The organism is Bacillus sp. Marseille-Q3570 (assembly GCF_946151055.1).
Lineage (GTDB): Bacteria > Bacillota > Bacilli > Bacillales > Fictibacillaceae > Pseudalkalibacillus.
Genome location: NZ_CAMGYZ010000002.1, coordinates 353,372 through 372,157, shown reverse-complemented (window position 1 = coordinate 372,157; position 18,786 = coordinate 353,372). Strand labels below are relative to the sequence as shown.

Genomic DNA, 18,786 nt, shown 5'->3' with positions numbered 1-18,786 from the left:
TTGAGACCTGCTGTCGTTCAATACAGCAGGTCTTTTTGATAGATATACGAATTCCAGAATCCCAGTTCTAGAAAATACTGTAGAATTGTATATGTTATAATCGAATAGATTTCATAATTTTCTTAATACAATCCTTTTCTATGTATTTCATGAAGATCAACAATAAAAGCAATACCATAAGGGGGAAGAAGGTTGCCTAACATAGTAGATATCGTCCAATCACAAGTTATTTCCTCAATAAAGAAAGAAGAAGATTTAAAGAGTGCAATCAATTCTAATTCAAACATATCATTCTTGCTGACTGGGGATATCATCACCACAAAAAGGTATATCGATCAATTGAAGGAAGCAGGGAAAATGACGTTTGTACATACCGATTTTATCGAAGGTCTTTCGAATACGAGGAGTGCGGTTACATATATAGCGAGAATCTGGAAGCCTATGGGGATTATCACGACGAAGAGCAACCTCATCAAGTATGCGAAAGAGGAAGGTTTGATGACGATTCAACGCTTGTTCCTCATAGACCGGAATGCGTTGAAAAAAGGAATCGAAATTGCCCATAATTGTAAGCCTGACGCAATAGAAGTTTTACCTGGGTTGATGCCAACAGTAATCGATGAATTGACAAGACAGACTGACCTGCCGATCATCGCCGGCGGATTAGTAAGCAATAAAGAAGAAATTCTGAACGGATTGAGGGCGGGAGCACTCGCTATATCCTCTGGAGATCCGAAATTGTGGAATCTGGAACTATAGGACTTTAGAATAGTTTTATTCTGAAAATTCCGTATATTCGTTGCGGTAAAACGATCCATATTGTAAAATTATAGGTAATTGAATAGAGAGGACAGTCTTCAGGTAGAGAAGAGGAGAACCCTGTGACGTTAATTAGTATTACAACCTATTGTAATACATTAACCGTCATGGGGTTTTATGTGTGTATGGGTGACTTTCAGAAAAGAAGTGGATGAAAACATTAAACAAGGAGGATGTTTATGGAGGAGAAGTTCCGCAAATGGTTGTTGTATTCAGTTGCGATGCTATTGGTGATTGGTGGTTTCTTTTCATTTGTTCCAACCGAAAAGTCCTCAGCATCAGCAATGAATAATGAGAATGATCCGATACCGTACTTGCTTATCACTGAGGTAGTTCCCAACACAGACAATTATGCTGGATATGACGCGTTCGAGTACCTGGAAATCTACAATAATAGTGGAGAGTCGATCAACTTGGAAGGATATCGGATCCAATCTTATAACTGGAATGTGGTAATTAATGAACCTTTAATGATTGATCCTTGGGAAACGCAGCTTTTTTGGACAAGGACTGATGATGTTGAACCGATTACTTTAGAAGGTTTCAACCACAATTACTTTATGTCCTACAAAAGCAAGTACATTGATGAAGATCAGGTTCATCGATTAGAGGATATTGCTGGTTTGGTCAACAGTGGTAACAGGAGTGTAACAGTTTATGATCCACAAGAACAAGAAGTGGTCAGGGCAAATTATACCGGGGGTGACGTATCCTTGAAAAATTCAGTCACGTTCGGTTACCCTCAAGACGGTAGTTTGACGATGGAAACGATAGGTGGCCATCAAGAGCCAACGCCTGGATGGGTAGTTCCTGGACAAGCTCCTTTACGTCCAGTAGAAGATGATGTTCCTCCAAATTTACCAGAAAATATCACATTGGAAGCTGGCCACGGTGAAGCTACACTATCATGGACTGAAAGCTCTGAATCCGATTTATACCGTTACCATATCTATAAGGATGGAAACTTAGAGTTTTCCGTAGATCCATCTAAGCATGACTTCACATTATCTTCCTTAATCGGGAATAGAGATTATGCAATCGAAATCTCAGCAGAGGATACTTCGGGAAATGTTTCGGGAAAATCCAATGTGCTCACTGTAACGCCGTCCCACCAAATCATCACTCAAGTAGAACGTTCTCCACACTATAAAGATCCTAAGTATCAAGGACTATGGGATATCAGTGAAGAGGGTCCTGTAATACCTGGACTGGTCCAGGATCTAGTACCGCAGGGGCTGTCGTATTATAAGAAAAAAGATTGGCTTCTGACCGTGAATTATTTAGACGATGGAAGACCTGGAACACTGACTGTGTCAGATCGGACTAGTGGAGAATACATTAAATCCGTATTACTTTACAATACAGATGGTACCCTATACACGGGACACGCTGGTGGAGTAACAGTCAGTCGGGATCATGTTTGGATTGCATCAGAACAGCTTCTGTTTCAATTGAAAATCAGTGATCTTGTAGCCGCTGAAAACAATGATGAAATCCAATTCATCAATCAAATCCCAGTCCCCGTGGAGGCTGCTTATAATGTTTATGATGAGGGAATTCTTTGGGTCGGCGAATTCTACCAATCAACCTCCTATCCAACTGATCCATCTCATCACATCGAGAATCGTGAAGGCGAGATGCATTATGCTTGGATGGTAGGCTATGATTTGGAACGGAATAACGATAACTTGTCAGATGAACATTGGAATGGTGATCCTGAGCAATCAGCAACACCAGATTATGTTTTGTCTACTACTGAGAAAGTGCAAGGTGCAATCGTGCAGAAAACAGGGCAAAAAGGGATTGTACTCAGTACTTCTTATGGGAGAGGAAATGACAGCGTCCTCTATCGATATGAACATCCATTGAAAGAAGATCCCCATGATTATGTTGAGGTGAATGGAAAGGAAATTCCTTTATGGTTCTTGGATGGCGCATCATCGAAGCCAAGGGAAAGTATAGAGGCGATTCCGATGCCTGAGGGAATAGTCGAGATTCAAAAAGAGTTATATGTCCTTTTTGAATCAGGCGCCAATAAATATCGCTATACAACCACTTACCAGATGGATCGGATGCTGAAAATCGATATGAAGAAATTAATGAAAGACGATAGGACAAGCGACTAATTGATGATATAAAAAAAACGGGTGTAACTAACGACGAGGTCTGACCTTATAAAACGAAGGGCAGGATTGTTGAAGAAGGAATGCAGATGGGGCTTAACGGACAGGAGAGCCGTTATTTGTGACAAAAAAGCCAATTTCAGTATGCTAACGGACACCAGAGACGTTATTCGTAAAAAAGTCGATTGTATTTGATGATTTTGGAGCAAATAAGGTCTCCTGTGTCCGTTAGGTTTTATAAATGAGTCATTCTTCCTCAATCGGGGACTTTTTCTTGAAGATTATTAATCAGAAATTAGATCGATCCTCCTTTTTCGGGCGCTGTTCTTTTATAAGAAGGTGTTCTTTTTAAATAGGTCTATGTTCTTGAACGATCTTCACGTCAAATATTTAAAATCAGTGGGTTAGTTGAAATGAGAAATGGGTGACACTCATGATACAATTTAAATGAGGAAGTAAAAAGGTGAGAGGATTTTATTAGTGCTTAAAAATCGAAAAGTAATAATAACGGGTGCAGCTTCTGGAATTGGAAAGGAAACTGTTAAACAATGTTTACTTGAAGGAGCTTCAGTAATTGCATGTGATATTAATGAATCCTCCTTACATGAGTTAAAACGGTCAACAGATGACCAGTATGTTCTGCATACATATCAGGTAGATGTAAGTGAATATGAAGAGGTTGCCGAATTTTTTGAATATGTTAAAACAGAACATTCTGATGTTGATAGTTTAGTAAATAATGCAGGGATTTATTTGGCAAAGAATATACTTGATTATAAAGTAGACGAAATTGATGAAGTCCTTGATATAAACGTTAAGGGATGTGTCTATTTCTCACAAATGTTCGGGAGTAAATTACTTCAAAACCAACGTAAGGGAGTGGTAGTGAATATGTCTTCAGTGTCAGGTATAGAAGGCAGTTCTGATGCAATTTATGGGGTATCAAAAGCTGCCATACTTGGTTTAACTAAGAGTAATGCAATGAATTTCTCGCCTTATATCCGCGTTAATGCTGTTGCGCCTACCATGGTTAATACTGATATGATGGGTACAATACCTGATTGGAGAAAAGAGGAGTATTTAAATCACCAACTCCTCGATACACCAGTAACGCCTAAAGATGTTGCTGATACAGTTATCTTCTTATTATCAGATAAATCTAAGCATTACACAGGGGCGACATTTGATTTGAATAATGGAGGATATATAAGATAGTCCTTGTTTTTGTTCAATTGTACCAGCTGATTTATTCCAGAGTCGGGGGCGTTTGTATAAGAAGGTTTACGCCCTCACTTTTTTTATGGGTGGAGAATGAATTTCCAATAAGCTAAACAGATAAAAGCCCCAAACCAAGAAATAAATCCAAAAACCGTGACAATCGTATTTTCAGACCACCCATATTTTAAGCCATAGTGAAAGTGAATCGGGGTCATTCTGAAAATACGTTTACGTGTAAGTTTAAATGAAGTAACTTGTAATATAACCGAAAGTTGTTCAGCAAAATATATAAAGAATAAAATCGGAATTAGAATCTCCACTTTCTCAATAATGGCAAGAAATGAAAGTGATCCCCCTATCGCTAATGATCCTGTATCCCCCATAAAAGCTTTGGCAGGATATAAATTATAAATGAGAAAACCGAGTAAGCATCCAATCATGATCAAACAAAAAAGTTGCACCTCTGATTTGTCTGAAATCATAAAAAAGAAAAAATATGTAGGGATTGCAACAACTCCCAAAAGACCGTCCAAGCCATCCGTAAAATTAATAGCATTTGCAGAACCAACAACAAATAATGTGATCACAATGATATATAGCACCATGGGAAAATCAAAGGAGAAATTTTTATGAATACGAATCACGGTGTTTACACCTAGTTCGTTAATCACGTAGAAAAGCAAAGCACCAGTAAAAAGAAATTGCAAAATAAGCTTGGTCTTTCCCGATACCCCTAAAGGATCTTGGCGTGAAGCTTTCCAAAAATCATCCAAAAAACCAATAAAACTAAATAGAATGTAAGTAATTGACAAGAAATACATTAATGGCGTTGGTGAAAAAAATATGGATACGATAATTCCTACAAAAAGAATCATCCCAAACATTAACGGAGTACCTTTTTTTAATTGATGATTGGAAGGAAGTTCTTTCCTTATCGGTTGAAGGAGCTTTAATTTTCTTAAGATAGAAATGAATAGCGGGGATAAAACAGCGACTAGTACAAAAGCAATGATAGCCGGGATTAGTTGATCACTCACTTTTTATTTCTCCTTTTCTCTTTTTATCTATAATAAGTTCTAAGAAGACTACTCATTTCCTCTAATCCATACAAAATATAAGAAAGAAGTTGAATGGAGACCCCGAGCCCTCAAACCTGAGCTCTTTTTCTGTATAACTATATTTCGTTGATTTTAAGCGAAAGTTACGACACTCCTGCGGGAAAAGCGAGCCAAGCGAGACCACATCGAAACGGGTTTTAAAAGGTTCATCGACTTTAATAAGGATCTTCGACTAAAACCCACCACGTCCGCTTTTCGCTTAAAGCACTTTATTGAACAATAGCCCTTTCACTGATGAAAATACATGATCCGGCTGCCAATCAGCACGTGGTACATCTTGTGCACGAGTAACGCCAGAAAGGACTAGTACGGTTTTCATCCCAGCCTCGATTCCCATCCGGATATCTGTTTCAATCCGGTCTCCGATCATAACACACTGATCCGGAGATAACTTGAGAATATCGATTGCAGCTTCAACGGTTATTATAGATGGTTTCCCTATCTGTAAATCAATTTTCTTTCCTGTGACGCTTTCCAAAGCTCCGATCATTCCTGCGCAATCCGGCACCTCACCAAATTCAACTGGACACGTTCGATCAGGGTTGGTGGCAATGGTCTTTGCGCCATTTTTTACGGCCTGATAAGCAAAGTTCAAATGATCATAATGAAAATCCCGATCCCAAGAAAGGATCACAATATCTGTTTCTTCAGGTGAAAGTGCGATTGGAAACCCTGCAAGCTGGATTTCATCCTTGATGATCTGTTCACCTATGATATAAAGTTTCGAGGCTGGGTGGTTGTTATTCAAGTAGTTGATCAATGTAACGGTAGGGTTCAAAATATTGTCGATCGTCACATCAATATTGAAGTTTTTCAGCTTTTCTACGTACTTCTTTCTGGATTCGATAGTTTTATTGGTGAGAAACAAGATTTGCTTTCCTTCTTGTTGAAGGGTGTTAATTACTTTATCAGCGCCTTTTATCAACTGATTACCAAGGTAGATCGTTCCATCCAAATCAAAAATATATCCTTTGATTTCTCTCATCTCTTCCTCCATTATCAATAAAATAATCCCTTGAGCTTCACAAAATAACCCAATTCAAAAATTGGATCATTCATTGCCCAAGGGATTCTCCAGTTCTCTAACCTTGCATGGTATTCTTTTTTATAAGCCCTGTTAAAGACTTTGTTCGATCGATACTCAAGCGTGAAAGCTCGCGGATCAATCAATGATAAGACAACTTATAATTCAATACACATCATCTCTTCAGCTTTTTCGACCTTGCTTCTAATTTTCAGTCGTGAGAGCTCATCATCATACGGTTCTCCATCGCTAAGATGAACTAAAACCACTCTACCAATTGAATCTAGATTGTAGTAATCCACGATTTCTGGTAAGCTCGTATGGTTTGGATCGATCTCTTTAGCGGATGTCGTTTCATGAATCAACACATCGATATATTCATATGCCTGGATGTGTGAATTTACCTCACTGTCTCCTGAATAAACGATTGTTTTTCCCGCAGATTTTATTTCTAATCCGATGGTGGGAACAGAGTGAAGTGCTGGGAAACAGGAAATATGCAAATTTTCAACCTTGATCAGCTCTTCAACATGATCGCCATTGAAGGTTTTTACATGTATCGGAAAATTGATCCCCCAATCATCGACAGCTATTGTGTCCAACCACTGGTTAAGCTTTGCCTCATTCCTATCATCGCAATAAATCGACAATGGCTTCTGACGTCCATCCAGCCACATTCCCCATAATAGAGAAGGGAGGCCATAGATATGGTCGATATGAAAATGCGTGAATATGACAGAATCAAGGTCTTGTAATCCGATATTCATTTCTTTCAACTTCCTACACGGATTGCCACTAACATCAATCAACACCTGGTGATCCTTATCAGAAAGGCAAAGGGAGGTATTGTCCCGTCCCTTGCCAGGATAGGCACTCCCGGTCCCTAGAAAATAAATCTCCATTTAAACACCACCTATTTGATTCCAGAGTGCATGAAACTGGACACGAATTGCTTTTGGAAGATGAAAAATGCAATTAATAAAGGGAAAATGACCATGACTGTCCCTGCAGTCACCATCCCCCACTGAGCTCCTGTTTCATAGGATTGGGCGAATTTAGCCAGCCCTACGGTCAAGGGACGATTTTCATCAGAGTTTGTAATGATCAACGGCCACATGAAGTTACTCCAGTGGTGGCTGACAGAAACCAGTGCAAAGGCGATATAGGTCGGTTTTGCCGAGGGGACATAAACATGCCATAACGTTTGCCACCATTTGCATCCATCGATTTTTGATGCTTCATCCAGATCGAATGGAACCTGTTTGAAGGTTTGTCTTAATAAAAACACACCAAAGGCTGAAGCCCAGTATGGGAGCATCACAGCTAGTTTCGAATCGACCAACCCTAGTTGACTCATAACTTGATAGTTTGGAAATAACAGAATCTCAGGCTGAATCATCAATTGGAGTAAGAAAAGGATGAACAACAGATTCTTCCCTCTGAAATTCACTCGCGCAAATGCATAAGCGGCCAGGGTGATTGTAAATAACTGAACAATCAAGATGCCGAAGACGATGACGAACGTATTGAAATAATACGTGAGAAATGGAGCAGTATTCCACGCATCTATGTAATTCTGTAGAGTAGGATTGGACACCCAGAGAGGGAAAGAGCTGCCGATCACTTCCTTACTCGTAGAAAATGAGGTTATGAAAACCCATAACAACGGAATGAAGAAAACGATGCCTAAAATGATGATGATTGAATAATTGATTCTTTTATACAATGGAAGCCCTCCCCTCAGTAATGGATTTTCTTGTCCAGGAATAAATAATTGAAAGCAGTTATGCCTAAAAGGACGAGAATCAGTACCACTGTCAAGACCGCAGCTTTACCAAGATCCCAATTCGTAAAGGCGACTTCGTAAATATGGTAGAGTAACAGATTACTGGCATTATCAGGCCCGCCTTTGGTCATGATATAGAGATGATCAACGTTTTTGAACGCATTTGTGATCGCCACGATCATGACAAACAATGTTGTCGGCATCAGTAAAGGGAAGGTGATATGCCGGAATATTTGAAATGGTTTTGCACCTTCAATCATGGCAGCTTCATAAACATCTTTCGGCAAATTTTGCAAACCAGCTAAATAAAAAATCATAAAGAACCCGGTATCTTTCCATATGATCATGATGATCATCGCTATCATGACTGTACTTTGGCTTCCTAACCAATTAGGTCCATCCGCACCAACGGCATTCAAGAACTTTTCCAATAGGCCGTATTGTGGGGTGTAGATGAATAGCCAGATATTCGCCACAGCGATCAGCGGGATTACGGTAGGGTAAAAAAATGATGTTCTCAGCAAGGCACTGCCGGCCATCTTTTTGTTCAGCCAAACCGCTAAATACATGGCCAGGAATAAACTTGTTGGAACAGTTCCAATCACGAAAATGATGTTATTCAACATGACCTTCCTGAAAATATCATCTGTGAAAACCTCTTTATATTGCTCCAGACCAGAATATTGCAAACGTGTCATCGGACCGCTGTAAAAACTTAGATGTATCGATTTAAGCGTCGGATAAAAGGTGAATAATGATAGGAAGATAAACGATGGGAACAAAAGTAAATAGGCGAACATATTCTGCTTGAAACTGAAACTGAGTTTTCTTCTGGGCGTCTTTTGTTTGATAGCCATCGGTTTACCTAAAGGTGTATATTGTTTGTTAGCCATTAGCCCTCTGAAACCTCCAATCTTTAGTAAAGAGAAGCCCAAAATATTCAACTCTAATTTGAGCTCCCCTTAGTTTTCTATTCTAGTCCTGGAAAGGTTCCAAAACTTTTTCTGCTTCTTGTTGAGCTTTTTCCATACCTTCGTCAACACTGTTTTTTCCAGTCAGGATCGACTGTATGGCATCGTTGAAGATTTTCTGCACTTCACCGTTCTGGTAAGTCGCCAATTCACTATCCGCATACTCAAGCTGTTCACGTGCAATGATCGCCTGAGGGAACTCCTCAACATAATCTTTCAATTTATCAGTCTCGTAAGCAGATTCCCTTGTAGCCACATAACCGGTGTCGATGGACCATTGAGCTACACGTTCAGGTTCAGTCAAAAACTTCATGAACTTGATCGCAGCCTCTTTATTTTCTTCCGGCAGGTCCTTGAACAAATAGATGTTCCCGCCTCCAGTTGGAGAACCATACTGGTTATTCGCCGGTAAGTATGCCACGCCGAAATCGAATTCTGCATTTTGTTTGACATTGGTCAAGTTGCCAGTAGTGTGGTACATCATTGCTGTTCTTCCGCTTAAGAAGTCAGATGGAACAGTCGCCCATTCAATCGTACCTTCAGGCATGACCTTATGTTCTTTACTTAAGTCGAGATAGAATTGCATTGCTTCTTTAGCGTAGGGTGCTTCAAAATAGGTTTCTTTTCCGTCTTCTGACATGATATTACTCTCTGTCTGTAAAGCGAGTGCCTGGAACATCCAATATTGATAACCGGTACTCGGGATTTCGAGACCCCATTGATCCTTACCGCCATTAATAGTCAACTTTTTACTATATTCAACTAGATCATCCCATGTTTCAGGTGGAGCTTCGGGGTCAAGAGCAGCCTCTTCAAAAGCATCTTTATTGTAATAAAGGACGATGGTGCTTCTCTGGAATGGTAGACTCCAAACCTGGTCGCCGATCTTCGAGTTCGCCATAAAGGCATCATAGAAGTCATTGAAATATTCTTCATCAAACAATGGTGTCATCTCTTCGATGACATCATTTTCAAGCAATGTAAATAAATCGATTGAAAATAATACCGCTAACTCAGGGGGATTTCCTCCTTGTACGGAGGCCATTACCTGTGTCATCGTCTCGGCATAGCTACCACCGTATCTCGGATTGACTTTGATATCAGGATTCTCCTTTTCAAAGTCGGCAACCAAACCATCGACGATCTTGGCTACATCACCTCCGACAGCAACGGGGAACCAAAAGTCGATCTCTGTAACTTCATCCTGCGATCCTCCACTGCTGCAAGCTGCCAGAACAATGAGCAATGCAGTGAGTAATGACAAATACTTGACCCTCATTCATACTCCTCCTTTAATTGCTTTTATAATTTAGTCTTAGTTGTTGATTTACAAGTCGAAATTTCCGGCACTCCTACGGATAAGCGTGAGGACACTATGTATCGCCCGCATAAAGGGAGGGGGATTTCGTTAAAATCAACAAATAAGAATAACAAAGCCATCATTTAAATAAATAAATCCCCATGAACAATAAAAAGTACTACATAAAGATGTAATACACTTTATTGCTCACAGGGTTCTCCTCATCTCTACCCAAAGACAATAAATGTCCTATTAAATTGTTTGATTATTTATAATAATAAAACAATTCAAGTCTAATGGCAATCATTTTTTGGATTAGCTTCCATAATTATGTTGGCCGTAACCAATCCCTGTCATATAAAAATGATTTTTCTGAAAATGAGGGGTTGAAAGCGTATCCAATAAAGAGTAAGATGAGTGAAAGAAAGAATCCGAAACGTTTTGGAGGAAGAGTTTTGGCAACGATCAAAGATATCGCAAAGCATGCTGGTGTATCAGTTACAACCGTCTCAAGGGCTTTAAATGGATACTCGGATGTAAGCGAAAAGACTAGAGAAAAAATCAAACAAGTTGCAAAAGAATTGAAGTACAGTCCTAATCTTCTGGCAAGAAGCCTGGTCATGAATAAGACAAAGACCATAGGATTGTTGGTTTCTGGCATGAGAATCGAGGGGAGTAAAGATAATTTCACCTACGAGGTCTTATGCGGAATAAACGATTATGCTGCCCAGTCAGATTACGATCTTGTGTTGTTAAGTACGAGTTCGGAAAAGCAGCATGAAAAAACATATACCCAGCTTTGTCAGGAAAGAAAGGTAGATGGACTCATCCTGCAAGGAATCAAAACAGATGATCCTTATTTAGAGGAAGTGCTGGAGAGTGATATTCCTTGTGTACTGATTGATATTCCGATTGAAAGTGAAACCGTCGGTTATGTGTCGGTCGATAACAAAGAAGGTGCTTTTAAAGCGGTCGATCATCTTCTCGAACAAGGACACAGGCATATTGGTATGATAAACGGCCATGGCCAGGCGTTCGTCAGTAAAGAGAGACTGGAAGGATATAAGCAGGCACTTTCGAAAAAGAACATTCCTTTCGTTGAAGATTATGTGGTGAACGGAGACTTTCTTGAAGAGACGGCTGAACAAAAAGCGGGAGAATTGCTCAGTAAATTTCCGGATATGACAGCATTATTTTGTGCGAGTGACCTGATGGCGATCGGTGCAATGAGAGGAGCAAGAAAATCAGGCAAGAACATGCCTGAGGATCTATCCATCATTGGATTCGATAACATCATTTTGTCTGCTTATACAACTCCAAGCCTGACGACAATCGCTCAAAACCGCTATCAGCTAGGTTATGAATCCGCAATTTTATTGACAAATATGCTGGAAGGAAAAGACGGATACCAGAAAAAAATCTTGGATACGAGACTGATTAAAAGAGAATCGACAGGTAAAAACCACAATTAGTGGTTTTTCATTACAACATTTACCGAAACGTTTCGGGTGACATAAAAAGACAATATTTCCTTTTAGTAGAGCTCATATAATTTCAGATTATGTATTACGAAAATAAACAACTATAGCTATGCTAAGGTTTTTTTACACATAATTTCCAAAACGTTTCGGATTACGCATTGATCAAAATGGGGGAATCAACAATGGATTATAGAGTAATCAAAGAAAACGATTTATTTTTATTAACAGATGATAAAGGTAACATTCCAGTCGAAAACGAGTATGGTCTTGGACTATATACGAAGGATACCCGGTTTTTGAACAAATTTGATGTGAAAATCAATGGCGAGGATCCCATCCTTCTGTCATCCTCGGCAGATGAAAACTATATGGCGAAAATCCTTTTGACCAATCCACACATGGAAGGGGATGGAAAACTCATCTTATGGAGGGAATCTGTAGAAATTGAACGGACACGCTTCATCTATGATGGGGTACTCTATGAAACCATCCAACTGAAAAACTACTATCCTAAACCAGTTGAATTTTATTTCAGCCTACATGTGGATGTAGATTTTGCAGATATGTTCATCGTCCGCGGTTTCCAGACCGGAAATGTTGGAAAACGGACAGGAGTGGATTATGACGAAACAAGGCTCACTTACCATTACGAAGGAGCCGATCAGGTCCAGCGGACCACAAATATTGGTTGGGATCATAAAGCTGCTGAAGTGACGGAAGAAGGGAGCATTTCTTTCAAGTGCAAGTTGGAGCATGGTGAAGCCCATGCGATCACATTCACTGTCGTACCGGAAATCGACGGGGATTCGGGACAAATCATCTCCGCCGAAAAAGCGCTTGAAAAACTGAAAAAGTCCTACGAACAATGGAACTCTGAAACTACGAACATCACCACAGATCATCTGCCGCTTCAAAGACTTGTCGATCAGGGAGTCGGGGACCTACGGGTGCTGTTGACGGATATCGGTTTTGGTAGATTTCCAGTGGCAGGTTTGCCGTGGTTCGGCGTTCCGTTCGGAAGAGACAGCCTCATCGCCGCATTACAAATGCTTTCAATCAACCCGGATATCGCGAAAGGTACACTCCGGACATTGGCTGCCTATCAAGGGAAAGAGGTGAATAGCTGGCGTGATGAACAGCCTGGAAAGATCATGCATGAAATCCGATATGGAGAGCTCGCTGCAACCGACCAAATTCCATTCACCCCATACTACGGGACGATAGATGCTACACCATTGTATTTAGTTTTACTTACGGAATATGTGAAATGGACAGGCGACCTCCGGCTTGTCGAAGAATTGGCTCCGAACATCAAAGCCGCATTGAAGTGGATTGATGAATATGGAGACCGGGATGGGGACGGGTTCGTCGAGTACCACCAGGAGTCCAGCAAAGGAATCGCAAACCAGGGCTGGAAGGATTCCGCAGACTCGGTCGTCCATCGGAACGGAGATTATGCGGAAACCCCGATTGCCTTATCAGAAGTCCAAGGATATGTCTATCAAGCGAAAATGGGGATTGCTGCGATATATGAAAAGCAAGGAAAAGGAAAGGAAGCTGCAACACTTAAGAAACAAGCTCAACAGCTGAAAGAAAAGTATGATGAAAGCTTTTGGATGGCAGATCTGGGTTTCCATGCCATTGCCCTTGATAATGATAAAAAACAGGTGGGTACATTGACATCGAATCCCGGACACGTCCTGTTTGCAGAGATGCTTGAGGATGAGAAAGCCGATGCTGTCATCGAGAAACTGGTCTCACCGAGCTTCTTCTCTGGATATGGAATCCGTACGATGGCAGAAGGAGAAGCAGGTTATAATCCGATGAGCTATCATGACGGAAGCGTTTGGCCTCACGATAACAGTATGATCCTTCTCGGCATGAGCAAAGTGAAACGACAGTCCTTTGCTAATAACATCATAACCGGGTTGATCACCGCCTCAAAAGACTTTGAATATGACAGATTGCCAGAGCTCTTCTGCGGTTATGATCAATCACTTGGCAGGACGGTGAAGTATCCGGTAGCTTGTTCACCACAGGCGTGGGCAGCAGGAACACCGCTCGTCTTCGTCCAGACGTTGCTCGGATTATTTCCGGACAGCCTTAATGAGCGCATCGATTTATCACCATATCTGCTGGAAGGAATGAATGAGTTGAAGGTAGAGTATTTACGAGTTGGACAAGGGTGCCTATCCGTTCATGTCCGCCGTGAAAATGAAGCTCTTACGGTAGATATTTTGGAAAATACGACGGGATATGAAGTGATTCAACATCATCAGGCTTAGTAGAAAAACTAAGAGGAGTGTAAACATGAACAGTCATAAAAAATGGATATCTGTCATTGGACTGACTACGTTATTGCTTTTTTTCCTTCTTGCAGGATGTAGTAAGGACAGTACTTCAGGTGGAGGAAAGACTGAAATCGTATTAAGTGGCTGGGGAGGGAATCCAGTCGAGCAAAAATTGCTCAACGAAGTGATTGCGGATTTTGAAAAAGAACACCCTCATATTGATGTCAAACTGAATGTGATCAGCGATCAATACATGGATGTCCTGAAGACCCGCCTTATTGGAGGGACTGCCGCTGACGTTTTCTATCTGGATGCTTTTGAAGCACCCGCACTGATCGAAACAGGGGCGGTCGCACCACTTGATAAGTATATTACAGAGGATTTCGACCTTGGAGATTTCGAAGAACCGATGCTGGATGCTTTTAAAGCTGATGGGAAGATATATGGTCTACCGAAGGATTATTCCACATTAGCACTTTTCTACAATAAAAAAATGTTCAAGAAAGCAGGAATTGATGGCCCTCCACAAACATGGGGGGAGATGGAAGATGCAGCAGAAAAACTGACCAGGGCGGAAGATGGTGTTTATGGTCTGGGCGTCATGCCTGAGCTTGCACGTCTGTATTATATGGCTGAGTCCCAGGGCGGACAAGTTATTAAGGATGGCCGTGCAACATTTGCAGAAGAAAAGGTTGTCGATGGAATACAGCCGATCATTGATATGCATTTGAAGGAGAAGACGGCCGTGCAGCCGTCCGAAGTCGGTGCTGGTGATGCTGGTGAGATGTTCGGACAAGGAAAGGCTGCGATGGTGATGGAGGGGAACTGGAATATTCCATTTCTTGAAGAGACCTTTCCAGAGCTTGAATATGGAACCGCGGAGCTTCCGACCATCAATGGTAAAAAAGGCACGATGGCATTCACTGTCGGCTATGCGATGAACGCTGAATCTGAACACAAGAAAGAATCCTGGGAACTCATTTCTTATTTGACCAGTAAAAAAGGGATGAAGAAATGGACGAGCAAGGGATTCGCTCTTCCAACCAGGAAATCTGTCGCAGAAGAACTCGGGTATGATGAGGATGAACTCAGAGCTCCGCTTGTACAAGGTGCTGAATATGCGACAGTATGGCAAGATGGTCCATCCCTCCCGATTGTCATGAACAACTTCAACAACCAGTTTTTAAGCGCGTATTTAGGTGATCGACCATTGGATGAAGCATTAAAGGATGCACAAAGACAAGCAAACAAAGAAATCAAAGTGACAGAATGAGAGGTGAAATTCCATGAAAAAGAGTAGTCTATCAAAAAGGGGATGGCGGGAAGCAGGGCAGGGATATGCTTTCCTGGCACCAGCACTCGTAATCCTCGGGTTATTTGTCATTGCACCGATCCTCTATTCAATATTTCTTTCATTGCACAAAGTGGAATTGATAGGGGGTGCTGCTTATGAATTCCGTGGTTTGGATAACTATCTGAAGGTGACTTTCGATGATCGTGCAATCATCGCGTTGAAAAACACCGCATTATATGTAGCGATCGTGGTCCCTGCACAGACTTTTCTCGCTTTAGTCCTTGCAGCTACGTTAAATGCAGGCCTAAAAGGACAAAAGTTTTTCAGGGTGATCTATTTTCTCCCGACGTTGACTTCTTCTGCCGTTTTGACCTTGATATTCATGTGGATGTACAACCAGAACGGTTTGATCAACCATATACTGAAGTTTTTCAATCTTCCAACTTATAACTGGATTGGTGACCCCGATGTGGCACTTACTGCGATCATGATCATGAATATCTGGGCAACAGCACCATTTTTCATGGTCATCTATTTAGCAGCACTCCAGGATATTCCTGACAGTCAGTATGAGGCAGCAGAGTTGGATGGCGCAAGCGGGATCCAGAAATTCTGGAATATCACCGTACCGAACCTTCGACCAGTGACTTCATTCGTAGTCATCATGGGATTGATCGGGACGTTCCAGTTGTTTGACCAGTCCTATATCTTTTCAGGAGGGTCAGGTGGCCCGAACAATTCGACTTTGACTGTCGTCCTCTTGATCTATCAATATGCATTTAAAACTTTAGGTACGATGGGATATGCTACTGCACTCGCATTCATGCTGGCGATCGTCATCCTTGCCGCTACGTTGCTGCAAAGGAAATTTTCTAAAGAAGAATCACTTTACTAAAGGAGGGATACCATGAAAAAGCGATCATTCGGAAGGATCTTTCTGTATACGGTTCTCATCGTATACGCGATCATAACTCTCATTCCGTTTTTATGGGCCCTGTCTTCTTCTTTCAAATCATTGGGGGAAATCGTCAGCGGTTCCATCAACTTCATTCCGAAAGAATTTACATTTGAAAATTATAAAGAAATCTTTGCAAGACAACCTTTATTTTTGAAATGGTTGTTCAACAGCGTTGTTATTGCAGGCGTGGGCACGTTGTTGAATCTGCTTTTCAATTCGATGGCAGGATATGCGCTTGCACGACTGAGCTTTCCAGGGCGGAAAAGCATTTTCTTGATCGTTTTGGCAGTATTGATGATTCCATTCCAGGTTACATTGATTCCGAACTTTTTAATATTGAAGGAGCTCGGATGGCTGGATTCGTATCAAGGAATGATCATCCCGGGGGCTGTCAACGCGACATTCATCTTCATGATGAGACAGTTCTTCATCAATTTTCCGAAAGAGGTTGAGGAAGCAGCGGCAATTGATGGACTTGGTAAATTCGGCACGTTTTTCCGAATCGTCCTTCCTTTAGCGAAGCCAGCGCTTGCTGCGCAGACGATTTTCGTTTTCATGGCCTTTTGGAACGATTTTTTCAGACCGCTCGTCATATTGTCGAGCCCTGATATGTTTACGCTTCCGCTTGGTCTGAATTCCTTCAAAGGCCAATTCATCAGTTACTGGAACTATATCATGGCGGCATCAATGGTGTTTACCCTGCCAGTCCTTATCATTTATGCATTCTTCAACAGGTATTTTGTAAAAGGGCTCAAGCTTACGGGTGATAAGTAAGCATCCGTTTATCTGGACAAAACCAATATAAAAAGGAAGGGGCTTCCCAATATTGGGAAGCCCCGTTTTCTTACAACGACTTCAAAGCTTCGACGATCTCAGTATCGCCTGAGAGGAATTCGAAGGTTTTACCTTTTGTATTTTCAACATTGAGCGATTCGATCATCACTTTTGCAACATCTTCACGTGAAATCTCACCTGAATAGTCGTCAAGTTGTGTTGCTGCTCTGATTTTACCAGTTCCAGCGTCGTAAGAGAGTCTACCTGGTCTTACGATTGTGTAAGAGAGAGAGCTTTCCCTTAATGCATCATCAGCTTTTTTCTTTGCCTCAAAATAATGCTTCATACCTTCTGAACCATATTCTGGGTTATCAGCTCCGACTGTGCTCAGCATGACAAATCGTTTCACACCATGCTTTTCAGCAGCTTGCACCAGCTTGATCGCACCTTCCTGATCAACGGTGATTGTTTTATCAGGACCTGTCTTCGAACCAGACCCGGCTGCAAAGAGGATGGCATCACAGCCTTCTACAGCATGATCCACCTCATCTTCTAAATCAGCTAGTACAGTTTCACTGATTCCGAGCTTCTCCAATTCAGCAGACTGTGTAATATCACGGATCATCGCTACAGCTTGATGGTCATTACTTTCACCTAACATACTAAGTATATGACGGCCAGTACCGCCGTTTGCTCCAACTACAAGTACTTTCATCCTATCAAAACTCCTTTCAGTGAAAACATAATTATTATTTACCACAAAACACGGGAATATAAACGGTTCGTTATGAGTCATAGCGGTATACTAGAAGTAAATACTTATGTTATATACAATTATAGGTAGAAAAGTGAATGGGGTGAGTTTATTGAAGGTAACTGTTGTCGGCTGCTGGGGTGGTTTTCCCAAATCGGGTGAAGCAACCTCAGGGTATTTGGTACAGGAAGATGGATTCAATTTATTGGTCGATTGTGGAAGTGGCGTCCTTTCGAAAGTTCAATCTTATATAAATGTAGAAGATCTGGATGCAGTTGTCATCTCCCATTATCATGCGGACCACATTGCAGATATCGGCCCGTTGCAATTTGCAAGGCTTGTCAAATCACATACTGGAACAACATTGCCGGAACTCCCGATTTACGGTCATCGTTTTAATGAAACAGAATTCAATAGACTTGCATACAAAACGTTTACTGCTTCAAAGGAATATAACCCGGCACTGCCGATTTCAGTGGGTCCGTTCAAAATCACATTTTTACAAACGAAGCACGCTGTTCCATGTTATGCGATGCGTATAGAAGGGATACGGCACATGATTGGTTACACCGCTGACTCGAGTTTTCAAGAATCCTTCTATCCTTTTTTTCGAGGAGTGGATCTTCTACTATGTGAATCCAATCTTTATAAGGGGATGGATGGGGCGAATGTAGGGCATATGACGAGTGAAGAGGCTGGCCAAATCGCCCGTGAATCCAGTGTGGGAAAATTGATCTTGACCCACCTGCCTCATTTCGGTGAAATCGATCAGCTTGTTCCGGAAGCACAGGCACAGTTCAATGGCGATGTCGTTTTAGCAGAGGAAGGTCTGGTGTGGGAAGGCGACTAGATGCAAGCTGGCATTCATTTCTTTT

The 18,786-nt window shown here is 41.3% G+C and carries 16 protein-coding genes; 9 read left to right on the top strand and 7 right to left on the bottom strand.

What is annotated here, in order from left to right:
• The first annotated feature begins 192 nt into the window (after positions 1–192).
• The 3 genes from N8M93_RS05110 to N8M93_RS05100 all read left to right on the top strand — a co-directional run bounded on the left by N8M93_RS05110 (position 193) and on the right by N8M93_RS05100 (position 4,157).
• The gene (locus tag N8M93_RS05110) at positions 193–759 is read left to right on the top strand and encodes a glycerol-3-phosphate responsive antiterminator (protein ID WP_261130121.1); all 567 of its coding nucleotides are present in this window, start codon (positions 193–195) and stop codon (positions 757–759) included.
• Positions 760–998: 239 nt separating this feature from the next.
• Positions 999–2,945: a lamin tail domain-containing protein gene (locus N8M93_RS05105; protein ID WP_261130119.1), complete on the top strand. Its 1,947-nt coding sequence runs from the start codon at positions 999–1,001 to the stop codon at positions 2,943–2,945.
• 477 nt (positions 2,946–3,422) lie between these two features.
• Positions 3,423–4,157, top strand: coding sequence for an SDR family NAD(P)-dependent oxidoreductase (locus N8M93_RS05100; protein WP_261130118.1), 735 nt, complete (start codon positions 3,423–3,425; stop codon positions 4,155–4,157).
• A gap of 83 nt (positions 4,158–4,240) precedes the next feature.
• Here N8M93_RS05100 and mraY read toward each other — a convergent pair whose 3' ends face one another.
• The 6 genes from mraY to N8M93_RS05070 all read right to left on the bottom strand — a co-directional run bounded on the left by mraY (position 4,241) and on the right by N8M93_RS05070 (position 10,338).
• Complete coding sequence (mraY, locus tag N8M93_RS05095; RefSeq protein WP_261130117.1) at positions 4,241–5,197, bottom strand: phospho-N-acetylmuramoyl-pentapeptide-transferase; 957 nt, start codon at positions 5,195–5,197, stop codon at positions 4,241–4,243.
• 280 nt (positions 5,198–5,477) lie between these two features.
• Complete coding sequence (locus N8M93_RS05090; RefSeq protein ID WP_261130116.1) at positions 5,478–6,263, bottom strand: HAD-IIA family hydrolase; 786 nt, start codon at positions 6,261–6,263, stop codon at positions 5,478–5,480.
• Positions 6,264–6,460: 197 nt separating this feature from the next.
• Positions 6,461–7,204, bottom strand: coding sequence for an MBL fold metallo-hydrolase (locus N8M93_RS05085; protein ID WP_261130115.1), 744 nt, complete (start codon positions 7,202–7,204; stop codon positions 6,461–6,463).
• Between the two features lie 11 nt (positions 7,205–7,215).
• The gene (locus N8M93_RS05080) at positions 7,216–8,028 is read right to left on the bottom strand and encodes a carbohydrate ABC transporter permease (protein WP_261130114.1); all 813 of its coding nucleotides are present in this window, start codon (positions 8,026–8,028) and stop codon (positions 7,216–7,218) included.
• Between the two features lie 14 nt (positions 8,029–8,042).
• Positions 8,043–8,945: a carbohydrate ABC transporter permease gene (locus tag N8M93_RS05075; RefSeq protein ID WP_261130284.1), complete on the bottom strand. Its 903-nt coding sequence runs from the start codon at positions 8,943–8,945 to the stop codon at positions 8,043–8,045.
• A gap of 118 nt (positions 8,946–9,063) precedes the next feature.
• Positions 9,064–10,338 (bottom strand): ABC transporter substrate-binding protein, encoded by a 1,275-nt coding sequence (locus tag N8M93_RS05070; RefSeq protein ID WP_261130113.1) that lies wholly within the window; start codon positions 10,336–10,338, stop codon positions 9,064–9,066.
• Positions 10,339–10,814: 476 nt separating this feature from the next.
• Between N8M93_RS05070 and N8M93_RS05065 the strand changes: the two genes are divergently transcribed.
• From N8M93_RS05065 to N8M93_RS05045, 5 genes are all read left to right on the top strand, one after another.
• On the top strand, positions 10,815–11,831 hold the full coding sequence (locus N8M93_RS05065; protein WP_261130112.1) for a LacI family DNA-binding transcriptional regulator: 1,017 nt from the start codon (positions 10,815–10,817) through the stop codon (positions 11,829–11,831).
• Positions 11,832–12,022: 191 nt separating this feature from the next.
• Positions 12,023–14,125: an amylo-alpha-1,6-glucosidase gene (locus N8M93_RS05060; protein WP_261130111.1), complete on the top strand. Its 2,103-nt coding sequence runs from the start codon at positions 12,023–12,025 to the stop codon at positions 14,123–14,125.
• Between the two features lie 25 nt (positions 14,126–14,150).
• Complete coding sequence (locus N8M93_RS05055) at positions 14,151–15,404, top strand: ABC transporter substrate-binding protein (RefSeq protein ID WP_261130110.1); 1,254 nt, start codon at positions 14,151–14,153, stop codon at positions 15,402–15,404.
• A 13-nt stretch (positions 15,405–15,417) separates the two neighbouring features.
• Positions 15,418–16,320, top strand: a complete 903-nt coding sequence (locus tag N8M93_RS05050; protein ID WP_261130109.1) for a carbohydrate ABC transporter permease — start codon at positions 15,418–15,420, stop codon at positions 16,318–16,320.
• Positions 16,321–16,332: 12 nt separating this feature from the next.
• Complete coding sequence (locus N8M93_RS05045; protein ID WP_261130107.1) at positions 16,333–17,157, top strand: carbohydrate ABC transporter permease; 825 nt, start codon at positions 16,333–16,335, stop codon at positions 17,155–17,157.
• Between the two features lie 70 nt (positions 17,158–17,227).
• On the opposite strand, the gene N8M93_RS05040 is transcribed toward N8M93_RS05045, so the two are convergent.
• On the bottom strand, positions 17,228–17,872 hold the full coding sequence (locus N8M93_RS05040) for an SDR family oxidoreductase (protein ID WP_261130106.1): 645 nt from the start codon (positions 17,870–17,872) through the stop codon (positions 17,228–17,230).
• A gap of 151 nt (positions 17,873–18,023) precedes the next feature.
• Between N8M93_RS05040 and N8M93_RS05035 the strand changes: the two genes are divergently transcribed.
• On the top strand, positions 18,024–18,761 hold the full coding sequence (locus N8M93_RS05035) for an MBL fold metallo-hydrolase (RefSeq protein ID WP_261130283.1): 738 nt from the start codon (positions 18,024–18,026) through the stop codon (positions 18,759–18,761).
• Positions 18,762–18,786 lie beyond the last annotated feature (25 nt).